This window comes from Rhodanobacter sp. UC4443_H10, assembly GCF_052978325.1.
Window position 1 is genome coordinate 1,890,724 of sequence record NZ_CM129668.1, and the last position, 12,631, is coordinate 1,903,354.

Here is a 12,631-nt window from a genome sequence, read left to right on the forward strand (position 1 = left end):
GCGGCACCACGCCGGCGGGCATAAGCTTATGTCTGCCGCTACAATGGCAAGCTGCACTGCCCGCCGAGGGGCGCTGCGACCGTTGGCGTGAGGCAGATCCATCTGCAGCCCCACGCATCGGCCAGGCTCGGCGCGGCACGTTCCACAACGGCGCCCGGTTGTCTGTACGCGAGTCCCTTCGCGAAAAGACCGGCCAGCCATGGCCGGACCCTTCGCAAGAGCCCCGCACTAACCGGAGATACTCATGAACGCCGCACTCAAAGAAAACCACCAGGACTACAAGATCCGCGACATCTCGCTGGCCGATTTCGGCCGCAAGGAGCTGGACATCGCCGAACACGAGATGCCGGGCCTGATGTCGATCCGCAAGAAGCACGCCGCCACGTTGCCGCTCAAGGGCGTGCGCGTGACCGGCTCGCTGCACATGACGATCCAGACCGCGGTGCTGATCGAGACGCTGAAGGACATCGGCGCCGACGTGCGCTGGGCCTCGTGCAACATCTTCTCGACCCAGGACCATGCCGCCGCCGCGATCGCCGCCACCGGCACGCCGGTGTTCGCCTGGAAGGGCGAGACGCTGGAGGAATACTGGGACTGCACGCTGGACGCGCTGTCCTTCCCCGACGGCAAGGGCGGTTTCCTTGGGCCCCAGTTGGTGGTCGATGACGGCGGTGACGTGACGCTGCTGATCCACAAGGGCTACGAGCTGGAGAACGGCTCGAAGTGGGTGGACGAGAAGGCCTCCTCGCACGAGGAGCAGGTGATCAAGAACCTGCTCAAGCGCGTGCATGCCGAGCGCCCGGGCTACTGGCACACCGTGGTGAAGGACTGGAAGGGCGTCTCCGAGGAGACCACCACCGGCGTGCACCGCCTGTACCAGCTGGCCGAGGCGAAGTCGCTGCTGGTGCCGGCGATCAACGTCAACGACTCGGTCACCAAGAGCAAGTTCGACAACCTGTACGGCTGCCGCGAGTCGCTGGCCGACGGCCTGAAGCGCGCGATGGACGTGATGCTGGCCGGCAAGGTGGCCGTGGTCTGCGGCTACGGCGATGTGGGCAAGGGCTGCGCGCATTCGCTGCGTGCCTACGGCTCGCGCGTCGTCGTCACCGAGATCGACCCGATCAACGCGCTGCAGGCGGCGATGGAAGGCTTCGAGGTCAACACGGTCGAATCCACGCTGGGCCGCGGCGACATCTATGTCACCACCACCGGCAACAAGGACGTGCTGACGCTGGAGCACCTGAAGTCGATGAAGGACCAGGCCATCGTCTGCAACATCGGCCACTTCGACAACGAGATCCAGGTCGACGCGCTCAACGCGATGGCCGGCGTCGAGAAGCTCAACATCAAGCCGCAGGTGGACAAGTACACCTTCAAGGACGGCCGCTCCATCTTCCTGCTCGCCGAAGGCCGCCTGGTGAATCTCGGCTGCGCCACCGGCCACCCGAGCTTCGTGATGTCCAACTCGTTCTCCAACCAGACCCTGGCGCAGATCGACCTGTGGGCGAACAAGGACAAGTACGAGGCGAAGGTCTACATCCTGCCGAAGAAGCTGGACGAGGAAGTCGCCCGCCTGCACCTGGAGAAGATCGGCGTGAAGCTGACCACGCTGACGAAGGAGCAGGCCGGCTACCTCGGCGTGCCGGTGGAAGGCCCGTACAAGCCGGACCACTACCGCTACTGAGCCGCCAGCGGATCATCGGTCGGTTGCAGCAGAACGGGCGCGCAAGGCGCCCGTTCTGCCATCACCGGCTCACCACCGGGCAGCGTGCACCGTGCGGCCAGCGCCGCGCCGGATCATACTTTCGTACCGATCCAACACGGTCGAACCCACGGGAGACGGCGTCGATGTCGCCAAAGCCAAGCAGCGCCGACCGGCGATTGTTCAGCCAGCTTCGCAGTGAAATGGACCGGATGACCGCGTCCGAACGGGTGATCGCAAACTTCCTGCTCACCAACCGGCAGGCGGTGCCGTTCGAGACCGCCAACTCGCTCGCCGCCAAGCTCGCCATCAGCGCCGCGACGGTGGGCCGGTTCTGCCGTCGCCTCGGCTACCGGAACTTCCGCGAGCTGAAGTCGGCTTTCAAGTTCGACGTGGCCGTCGCGCCATGGCCGATCGGCGAAGGCCTGCGCTCGATGCTGCAGACCGGCAGCGGCGAACCGGCGCTGCAACGCGACCTGGACCTGACCATCGCCGGCATCATCGAGGTCTACCGCCGCGCGGAAACGCGCGAATGGCAGGATATCGTCGCGCACCTGGCGCACTGTTCGACCCTGCACATCGTGGGATTCCAGACCGAGCGCGGGCTTGCGGCCCACTTCGCCAGTTTCCTGCAATACGTGCGCCCGCGGGTGCGGGTGGCCGACCTGGCTACCGGAAGCTTCTCGGAGGTGCTGCTCGATGGCACCGACAAGGATTGCGTCGTGATCGTGGAGACGCGCCGCTACTCGCGCCAGGCACAGCTGCTCGCCCGCCATTGCCGGCAGCGCGGGCTGCCGCTGGTGATGATCACCGACAAGTATTGCCACTGGGCCAGCGAATACACGCCGCACATCCTGGCATTGCCGACGGAAAGCGGGATCTTCTGGGGCACCACCGTTCCGATCCACGCGGCGCTCGCGCTGCTGGTCAACGGCGTGGTTCTCGCGCTCGGCGACCGCGTGGAGCAACGCCTGGCCCACGTCTCCGACCTCTACCAGGAATTCGTCGGCCACGTCGGGAAACCCGCGCGCGGGCAGCGCAAGAAGGGCGGCGACATCGAGCCTTGAGCACGCAGCGCACCGTCGGGCCGAGGCCCCGCGCTTCTGCGGAACCATGATCGCCGCTCCCGTTCAGCGCGACCGCACGTAGACCACGTAGATGACCAGGCCGGCCGCGAAATAGCCGCCGACGATCGCCAGCGGCAGCACGTCGCCGCGCGTGGCGCGCAGCACCATGTCGATCAGCAGCGGCAAGCCCATCAGCGCGGCGAAGGCGATGCCGAGCGCCGGAATGATGCCGATCCACCAGCCGCGCACGCGGATGCCGCCCAGCGGCACCCGGAACGATCGCACGCGATCGGGCTCGACCACGCGCAGGCGCATGACCGCCGCACAGACGATCGCGAACGCGACCGCCGTGCCGAGGCTGATCAGGTCGCCGAGCAGGCTGATCGGCAGGCACGCCGCGAGCAACGCCATGGCCACGCCGGTATAGATGGTGCCGACCTGCGGCGTGCGCGTCCTGCCGTCGATCCGCGCGAACACCGGCGGCAGCATGCGATCGCGCGCCATCGCGTAGAAAATGCGGGTCTGGCCGTAGATTGACGTCAGCAGCACCGAAAGCAGGCCGATCACCGCGGCGGACTTGACTGCGATGCCGAACATCGGCAGCTGCATCGCGTCGACGGCGACGGCGATCGGGTCGGCGACGCCGAGCCGGGCATAGGGCACGATGCCGGTCATCACCGCGGCAACGGCCATGTACAGCACCGTGCAGACCGCCAGCGTCATGAAGATGCCGATCGGCAGGTCGCGCTGGGGGTTGCGCGCCTCGGCTGCGCTGGTGGACACGGTCTCGAAGCCGACGTAGGCGAAGAAGATCGCCGAGGCGCCGCGCAGCACGCCGGGCCAGCCGAACTCGAAATCGCCCCGCGCCGGCGGCACGAACGGCGTGAGGTTGGCCGGGTCGATGAAGGCGATGCCGACCAGCACGAAGGCGACCAGCGCGGCAATCTTGAGCAGCACGATGGCCGTGTTGAACGCGAACGACTGCTTCATCCCGCGCAACAGGACAGCCGTCACCACCAGGATCGCGCCGGCGGCGACGAGGTTGATGCCGCCGCCGAACTGCAGGCGGTTGCTGCCGCCGTCGGTGCGGAAGTCGAGCATCGGCGTGGTGATCGACGCCGGCAGGTGCAGGCCGAACTGGTCGAGCAACGCCACCGCGTAGCCGGCGAAGCCGACCGCGACAGTCGCCGCGGCGATGCCGTACTCGAGCAGCAGCAGCCAGCCGGCGCACCACGCGGTGAAGCGCCCAAACGTGAGCAACGCATACGAATAGCTCGAACCGGACAACGGCATCGTGCCGGCAAGCTCGGCATAGCAGAACGCGGTGAATCCGCAGGCGATCGCCGCCACCACGAACGACAGCACCACCGCCGGGCCGGCATGGGTCGCCGCCGCGGTGCCGGTCATGACGAAGATGCCGGCGCCGATGACGCAGCCGACACCGATCATCGTCAACTGGAGCGGGCCGAGCGTGCGCGCCAGCCCGGGTTCGTCATCATTCGCCGATTGCAAGTTTTCTTTCATGAGAGTTACTATGATATAAATTGTGCATACTCGTCCAGAGGCCGATTTGCATGCAGACCGAGGTTCGCCACGAACGCTGGGAGCTCGCCGCGCCATTCGTCATCGCGCACGAGACCTACCTGCATGCCGACGTCATCGTGGCAACGCTGTCGTGCGATGGTGCCGTCGGCCGCGGCGAATGCACGCCCACAGCGTTCTACGGCGAGAGCGTGGACGGGGTGATGAAGACCGTGCGCGAACTGCTCGCCCGCCTCGCCCGCGGCGAGTCATGGGACCGCATCCACGATCGCGTGCCGGCCGGCGCCGCGCGCAACGCGGTCGACTGTGCGTTCTGGGATCTGCGCGCGAAACTGGCGAAGCAGCGTGTCTGGGAACTGATCGGAGTCCCCGCCCCGGGCCAGGTGCGCACCGCACAGACCATCAGCGTGGGCGAAGCGGCGCAGCAGGCGGACAAGGCGCGCGCGATCGTCGCCACCGACGGCGATGGCGCCCTGATCAAGCTGAAGCTCGATGCACACGACGTCGTCGCCCGCGTCGCGGCCGTGCGCGACGCCGCTCCGGCGGCGACCCTGGTCATCGACGCGAATGAATCCTGGGACCCGGTGTTGCTCGCCGGCGTCATGCCGGCGCTGCAGGCCGCGCATGTCGCGATGGTCGAGCAGCCGCTGCCCGTGGGCAAGGACGACGCGCTGGCGCGGATCGAACGCCGCGTGCCGGTCTGCGCCGACGAGTCGGCGCACGTCGGCGCCGACCTCGACGCGCTGCGCGGCCGCTACGACCTGGTCAACGTGAAGCTGGACAAGACCGGTGGCCTGACCGAGGCGCTGCGCATGACCGCCCGCGCGCGCCAGCTCGGCTTCGGGTTGATGGTGGGCTGCATGGAGGGGACGTCGCTCGGCATGGCGCCGGCGACGCTCGTCGCCGGTGCCGCACGCTTCGTCGATCTCGACGGCCCGCTCCTCATCGGCCGCGACCGCGACCCGGGCCTGCACTACCAGCGTGGCCTCGTCTCGCCACCCAGCGCGGCGCTGTGGGGTTGAGCCGCATGTTTTCCAGGAGAACCGATGCCATGACGAGCCGAACACTGATCTCGCTGCTGCTGGTCGCACCGCTGGTCGTGTTGCCAGCCGGCCGTGCAGCGGCGGCCGACTTCATCGTGCGCCATGCCGTCGTCGTCGACGGCACCGGCGCCGCGGCCCGGCACGTCGACGTGCGCGTCGCCGACGGCCGCATCGCCGCCATCGGCGAACTCGCAGCGCAGCGCGGCGAACAGGTGGTCGACGCCCGCGGGCTGGTGCTCGCGCCGGGGTTCATCGACACGCACAGCCACCACGACCGCGGCCTCGACAGCCAGCTCGACGCGCTGCCGGTGACCAGCCAGGGCGTCACCACGATCGTCGTCGGCCAGGACGGCTTCTCGCAGGAGCCGATTGCCGACCTGCTCCGCCGCTACGGCGCCAGGCCGGCGGCGATCAACATCGCCTCGTACGCGGGCCACAACTCGCTGCGCGCGGCGGTGATGGGCGCCGACGCCAGCCACGCGGCGACACCAGCGCAGGTGCAGGCGATGCGCCAACTGCTCGCCGCCGACATGAAGGCCGGCGCGCTCGGCCTGTCGACCGGCCTTGAATACGACTCGGGCATCTACTCCAAGCGCGCCGAGGTGCTCGCGCTCGCCGACGCCGCTGCGCCCTACGGTGGCCGCTACATCAGCCACATGCGCAGCGAGGACCGCAAGGTCTGGGACGCGCTCGACGAACTGCTGACGATCGGCCGCGAGGCGAAGATCCCGGTGCAGGTCAGCCACGCCAAGCTGGCGATGACCGACTGGTGGGGCCAGGCCGACCGCTTCCTGGGCATGCTCGACAAGGCGCGCGCCGAAGGCGTCGACGCGACGCTCGACATCTATCCCTACGACAGCTGGCACAGCGAGTTGATCGTGCTGTGGCCCGAGCGCGACTTCGGGAACCGCGCGACCGCCGAATTCGTGCTCAAGCACCTCTCCCCGGCCGACGGCCTGCGCCTGTCGCAGTTCAAGCCCGAACCGGACCTGGTCGGCAAGAGCGTGGCCGATATCGCGCACCTGCGCGGCACCGACGACGCGGATACGGTGATGGCCCTGATCCGCGAATCGGAAGCGGCCCACAGCACCGCGCAGGTCATCAGCCGCAGCATGGACGAGCGCGACATCGCGAAGTTCATCGCCTGGCCGCAGGCGAACATCTGTTCCGACGGCAGCCTCGACGGCCTGCACCCGCGCGGCTACGGCACGTTCCCGCGCGTGCTGCGCGTGTACGTGCGCGAGCAGAAGATGCTGACGCTCGAGCAGGCCGTGCACAAGATGACCGGACTGGCGGCGCAGCACATGGGCCTGCGCGACCGCGGCCAGATCCGCGTCGGCGCGGCGGCCGACCTCGTCCTGTTCGATCCGCGCACGGTGGCCGACCGCGCCACCTACGAGAAGCCGCACGAGCTGTCGGTCGGCATCGCACGCGTGTGGGTCAACGGCATCGCGGTCCTCGCCGACGGCAAGGCGACCGGCGCCCGTCCGGGCCAGGTGTTGCGCCGCCAGGAGGCACGCTGACATGCAGATCGCCGCCCCGTACCTCCTCTTCCTCGGCAACACCCCGCACCGCCTCGACGCCAAGACGGCCAGCGGCATTCTCGACTGGCGCCCGGAGCTGTGCGCCGGGCAATGCCGGCTCGACGCCGACACGGTCGACCTCGGCCTGCCTGACATGACGCCGGCCGCCGCCGCCCGCGCCGGTGTGCGCACGCTGGTGATCGGCGTGGCCACCTTCGGCGGCGCGCTCGACGAGGCGTGGATCGACACCCTGCTGGCCGCGATCCACGCCGGCCTCGACATTGCCAGCGGCATGCATGCACGCCTCGGCGAGAATCCGCGGATCGCCGCGGCCGCGCGCCTGGCCGGCGTGCGGCTGTTCGACGTGCGCCACGCCGACACGCATTTCGACGTCGGCTCCGGCCGCAAGCGCAGCGGCCGCCGGATGCTGATGGTCGGCGTCGATTGCGCGGTCGGCAAGAAGTACGCCGCGCTGGCCATTCACCGCGCCTTCGCGCGACGCGGCATGGCCGCCGATTTTCGCGCGACCGGGCAGACCGGCATCCTCATCGCCGGCGCCGGCGTCGCGATCGACGCGGTCGTCGCCGATTTCGCCGCCGGCGCGGCCGAAGCGCTGTCGCCCGACAACGAGCCCGGCCACTGGGACGTGATCGAAGGCCAGGGCTCGCTGTTCCACCCGGCCTATGCCGGCGTCAGCCTCGCCCTGCTGCACGGCTCGCAGCCGGACGCACTCGTGCTGTGCCACGACCCGCGACGCACGCACATCGACGGTTATCCGGACTATCCGCTGCCGACGCTCACCGCCTGCATCGCCGCCAACGAACAGGCCGCGCGCCTGACCAACCGCGCCGCACGCTGCATCGCCGTCGCGCTCAACACGCACGGCATGAGCGAAAGCCAACGCGCGGACGCGTTCGCCCGCGCGCACGCGGAAACCGGCCTGGTCGTCTTCGACCCGATCGCGACCGGTGCCGACGCGGTCGTCGAAGCGCTGCTCGCGGAAGCGCCCGATCTCCCGCAGGCAAGTCCACACACCCCGGGGGATCACCCATGAAACGCAAGACTCCGGCCATGGCCACCGTGCTGGCCTGTTCCCATGGCGACGCGCCTGCGAGGCCCACGGGGCATTTCATCAGGTTGCGATAAGGCTCGGCAGGTTTGGTTGCTCCGTTACGCTCACGGGGGAGGTAGCAGATCATGTCCAAAGGTCATTTCAAGTGTGGTGGCAAGGCGCAACGGGTGATGCTGGCGCGCTTGCCGCTCGCGGCGGCGATCGGTTTTGCCGTGGCCGCACCGGCGCTCGCCCAGGATGTTGCCGAGCAGCCCGCATCGGCCGCGACGACCTCGGCGGCAGCGCAAAAGGTCAAGACCCTGGGTACGGTCACGGTGACCGCGCAGAGGCGCACCGAGGATCTGCAGAAGGTTCCGATCAGCATCAACGTGCTGGCACAGGATCAACTCGAGGCCCTGCACGTCCAGAACTTCAAGGACTACGTGAAGTACCTGCCCAGCGTGTCCTTTCAGGACAACGGTGGCGGCAATGGCGCGCAAGGCTTTGCCATCATCTACATGCGCGGTGTCAGCAGCGGCAGCGGCGGGGACTATACCGGGTCGCGGCCGAGCGTCGGCATGTACCTCGACAACCAGCCGATCACCACGATCCAGGGGCCGGTCGATATCCACATGTACGACATCGCCCGCATCGAGGTGCTGGCCGGACCGCAGGGTACGTTGTATGGCGCCAGCGCCGAAGCCGGTGCGTTGCGCATCATCACCAACACGCCCGACCCCGCCGCTTTCGCGGCAAACTACACGCTCGGCGCCAACAAGGTTGCACACGGTGGCATCGGCTCCACCGTCGAGGGCATGGTCAACATTCCGCTCAGCAAGAGTGCCGCCATTCGCCTCGTGGGTTGGCGCGAACACGATGCGGGCTACATCGACAACAAGGCCGGCACGCGTACCTACCCGTCTTCCGGCATTACCATCAGCAACGCCGACGACTGCACCCCCGGCGTGCTGCTGCAATGCCACGGACACGCCCGCAAGCACTACAACGACGCCGACACCCAGGGCGCACGCGCCGCGCTGAAAGTGGACCTGAACGACAACTGGTCGATCAGCCCGACACTGATGGGGCAACAGACGATCTCCCGCGGTTCATCTTCCAGCGATCCGAGCGTGGGCGATCTCGCCGTCACGCACTTCTTTCCCGAGCGCAACAACGATCGCTGGTGGCAGGGCGCGCTGACCGTGCAAGGCAAGATCGGCAATTTCGATATGACCTATGCCTACGCGCACCTCAAGCGCAACCAGGAGCAGGAGTCCGACTACACGGACTACTCATTCTGGTACGACACGCTGTACGGCTCCGGTGTCTATTTTTACGATAACGGCGGAAGCCTGATCGATCCGTCGCAGCATCCATTCTTCCGCGATCACTACACCAACAACAGCCACGAACTGCGTCTTGTCTCGCCCAGCGACGATCGCCTGCGTCTGGTCGCTGGCGCGTTCTGGCAGAAGCTGAAACACGATATCCAGTACCAGTACAAGATCAGCGGTCTGGCCGATTCGCTGACGGTTACCGGCTGGCCTGACACCCTCTATCTGAGCCGGCAGGTCCGCTACGATCGCGACCAGTCGGTGTACGGCGAACTGTCGTGGGACTTCATCCCCGATGTCCTCACGGGCACGATCGGCGAGCGCTATTACCGCGACAGCGGCAGCTTTTACGGCTTCTTCGGTTTCAGCGAGGGCTATTTCCCCGGCTCGAGTTACGGCGAGGCCGGCTGCATCTCGCCCGAGCCATTCGAGGGCGCGCCCTGTCTGGACTTCAACAAGCGGGTGAAGCAAAGCGGGTCGCTCAACAAGGTCAACCTGACCTGGCATGCCACACCCCATGCCATGGTCTATTTCACCCGGTCCGAGGGCTATCGCCCGGGTGGCATCAATCGCAACGCGTCGCTGCCGCCCTATCAGGCGGATTTTCTGACCAACGTCGAACTCGGCTGGAAGACCTCGTGGTTCGACAATCGGCTGACCTTCAACGGGGCCGTGTTCCGCGAGACCTGGAACAATTTCCAGTTCGACATCACGGGTCCGAACGGCATTTCCGAAATCCTCAATGCGAATTCGGCTCGCATCGACGGACTGGAGTCGCAGCTGAACTGGCAGGCGACCTACAACCTGCAGCTGAGCGCCGGCATCGCGCTGTATGACGCCAAGTTGACCGCCAACTACTGCGGATTCACCGACAACAACAACCGCCCCGTCACCGACTGTCCGGCCGGCTCGATCAATACACAAACGGGCGACACGGTGGACGGGCCGCTGGCACCAACGGGCACCCGCCTGCCCATCACGCCACGATTCAAGGGCAACCTCATCGCGCGTTATACCTTTGATGTCGGCAGCAAGAGTGGCTTCGTCCAGGGCGCATTGACGCATGTGGGGGACCGCACGACGAGCCTGCTCCTGCTCGATCGCAGCCTCTACGGCGGGCTGCCTGCCTACAATTCGGTCGACCTCTCCGCCGGTCTCCAGGGGGACAACTGGTCGGTGACTGCCTACATCAACAACGCGTTCGACAAGCGCGCCGCGCTGTACAAGTTCTCCGAGTGTGCGGTAACGGTTTGCGGTGCGCACGGCGTGGTGCCGGAATACCCGAATGGACAGGTGTACACGGGTTTCAGCCAGCCGCGCACGTTCGGTATCAGCTTCAAGCAGGATTTCTAGTCGAGCGGTCGATTGCCGCACCGGACGAACGCCCTGGCGTCGGCCAGGGCTTTTCGTCGCCCGCCCGATGGCGGGCAACGCCTCGCCGACAGATGGCCCTTTGAGGGGAGTGGTTCATGCCCGTCTTCATTCGCACCGCCTGCATGTCGATCGTCGCGGCCATCGGGCTGTCGACAGCGACGCCATCTGCGGCTGCCGGCGTCGAGTACGACACCATCATCCGCAACGGCCACATCATCGACGGTACGGGTTCGCCCTGGTACGCGGCCGATATCGCCGTGAAGGATGGTCGCATCGCCGCGATCGGCAACCTCGCCGACGCGCATGCCAGGCAGATGATCGACGCCCACGGCCTGGTCGTGGCGCCGGGATTCATCGACATGCTTGGTCAATCGGAAATCACCATGCTGGTCGATCCGCATGTGCCGTCGAAGATCTTCCAGGGCATCACCACCGAGATCACCGGAGAAGGTGAATCGGTGGCTCCGCTCGACGCCGAGATGATCAGGCAACGCCAGGCGGCTTACGCGCATTATCGGATAACGCCGGACTGGCGCACGTTCGAGCAATATTTCACGCGCCTGCAAAAGCAAGGCATGGGCATCAACGTAGGCACGTACGTGGGCGCCACTTCAGTGCGCGAGATGGTCATTGGCTACAAGAATCGCGCACCCACGCCGGACGAGTTGAAGAAGATGCAGATGCTGGTCGCGGACGCGATGAAGCAGGGTGCGCTGGGGCTGTCCACTGCGCTGGAGTACACGCCGGCGCCTTACGCCGGAACCGACGAGTTGATCGCCCTGGCGAAGGTTGCCGCACGCCATGGCGGCATTTACGCGACCCACATGCGCAACGAGGGCGATGCCGAGATGGCTGCGCTGGACGAAACCTTCCGGATCGGCCGCGAGGCGGATATTCCGGTGGAGATTTTCCATCTCAAGGCCACGGGCAATCTCAAGGGCAAGATTGCACAGGTGATCGCGCGCATCGACGCGGCTCGTGCCAGCGGCGTCGACGTGGCGGCGGACACCTACGCCTATACCGCGTGGCAGAACGATCTGTCGGCCTTCATCCCGCCCTGGGCCCATGACGGCGGCAACCTGAAACTGATCGAACGCCTGAAGAATCCGGCCACGCGTGCGCGCATCCGCAAGGACATGCTCACTCCCAGCGATGCCTGGGACAACGAGTGGCTCGCGGCCATCGAGCAGGCGCACGGCATCATGATCGGCAGCGTCAACAACAAGGCGTTGCAGAAGTACGTCGGCAAGCGGGTCAGTGAGATTGCAGCGGAGTGGCACGAGGATCCGATCGACACGATCTGCGACTTCCTGATCAAGGACAACGCCGCCACCAGTTCGGTGGTGTTCGGCATGCAGGAGTCCGATGTCGAGCTGGCGCTGAAGCAGCCGTGGGTTTCGATCGACACGGACTATGAGGGAACCTCGCCGGATGGCCTGCTCGGCAAGGATCGTCCGCACCCACGCGCCTACGGCACCTTTCCGCGCATTCTCGCCAGGTACGTGCGCGAGCAGAAGCTGCTCACGCTTCCGGACGCCATCCGCAAGTTCAGCGCATTGGCGGCCCAGCGTGTGCATCTGACGGATCGCGGCGTGCTCAAGCAAGGCATGTGGGCAGACATCGTCGTGTTCGACCCGGCTGCGATCCGCGATGTCGCCACCTTCACCGACCCGAACCAGCTGTCGGTCGGGATGCAATATGTGCTGGTCAACGGGGTCCCGGTGATCGATGGCGGCAAGATGACGGACGCGCTGCCGGGAGTGGTATTGCGCGGTCCGGCTTACTCCGGCAGATAGCCGAATTCCGAAAGGAACGGGTACTGGGGTTTCGGTGGCAAGAGCTGATTCGGCAACTCCCTGCACCCCACCCTTCAAGCGGCCTTCGGGCCGCTCTCTTATTGGCACCGTACGCGCATGGCGGCGCAGCCGGCTGCCGGAGGGCTTTGCACGCAAGCCGTGCGGTGGCCTAGGATGGCGCACCGGCGGGCGAGCAGAC

8 protein-coding genes and 1 riboswitch are annotated in these 12,631 nt (G+C 66.7%); of the genes, 7 read left to right on the forward strand and 1 reads right to left on the reverse strand.

The genetic code is table 11. From position 1 onward, the window contains the following. Positions 1-59: 59 nt before the first annotated feature. Positions 60-163: riboswitch (S-adenosyl-L-homocysteine riboswitch) on the forward strand. An 81-nt stretch (positions 164-244) separates the two neighbouring features. Both ahcY and ACVCMB_RS08865 read left to right on the forward strand, forming a co-directional pair. Beyond that, positions 245-1,684, forward strand: coding sequence for an adenosylhomocysteinase (gene ahcY / locus ACVCMB_RS08860; protein WP_447106689.1), 1,440 nt, complete (start codon positions 245-247; stop codon positions 1,682-1,684). Positions 1,685-1,707: 23 nt separating this feature from the next. Next, the gene (locus ACVCMB_RS08865) at positions 1,708-2,769 is read left to right on the forward strand and encodes a MurR/RpiR family transcriptional regulator (protein WP_395120133.1); all 1,062 of its coding nucleotides are present in this window, start codon (positions 1,708-1,710) and stop codon (positions 2,767-2,769) included. A 63-nt stretch (positions 2,770-2,832) separates the two neighbouring features. On the opposite strand, the gene ACVCMB_RS08870 is transcribed toward ACVCMB_RS08865, so the two are convergent. Continuing rightward, a complete protein-coding gene (locus tag ACVCMB_RS08870) occupies positions 2,833-4,293 on the reverse strand; it encodes an APC family permease (RefSeq protein WP_447106690.1) in 1,461 nt (486 codons plus the stop codon). A gap of 50 nt (positions 4,294-4,343) precedes the next feature. Between ACVCMB_RS08870 and dgcA the strand changes: the two genes are divergently transcribed. From dgcA to ACVCMB_RS08895, 5 genes are all read left to right on the forward strand, one after another. Continuing rightward, a complete protein-coding gene (gene dgcA / locus ACVCMB_RS08875) occupies positions 4,344-5,333 on the forward strand; it encodes an N-acetyl-D-Glu racemase DgcA (protein WP_395120135.1) in 990 nt (329 codons plus the stop codon). A 29-nt stretch (positions 5,334-5,362) separates the two neighbouring features. Continuing rightward, complete coding sequence (locus ACVCMB_RS08880) at positions 5,363-6,877, forward strand: N-acyl-D-amino-acid deacylase family protein (protein WP_447106691.1); 1,515 nt, start codon at positions 5,363-5,365, stop codon at positions 6,875-6,877. A 1-nt stretch (position 6,878) separates the two neighbouring features. Then, positions 6,879-7,931: a DUF1611 domain-containing protein gene (locus tag ACVCMB_RS08885; protein ID WP_447098124.1), complete on the forward strand. Its 1,053-nt coding sequence runs from the start codon at positions 6,879-6,881 to the stop codon at positions 7,929-7,931. A gap of 143 nt (positions 7,932-8,074) precedes the next feature. Beyond that, the gene (locus ACVCMB_RS08890; RefSeq protein WP_447106692.1) at positions 8,075-10,615 is read left to right on the forward strand and encodes a TonB-dependent receptor; all 2,541 of its coding nucleotides are present in this window, start codon (positions 8,075-8,077) and stop codon (positions 10,613-10,615) included. A 116-nt stretch (positions 10,616-10,731) separates the two neighbouring features. Further along, entirely contained in the window at positions 10,732-12,432 is a 1,701-nt protein-coding gene (locus ACVCMB_RS08895) for an N-acyl-D-amino-acid deacylase family protein (protein ID WP_447106693.1), read from the forward strand. The last annotated feature ends 199 nt before the right edge of the window (positions 12,433-12,631 follow it).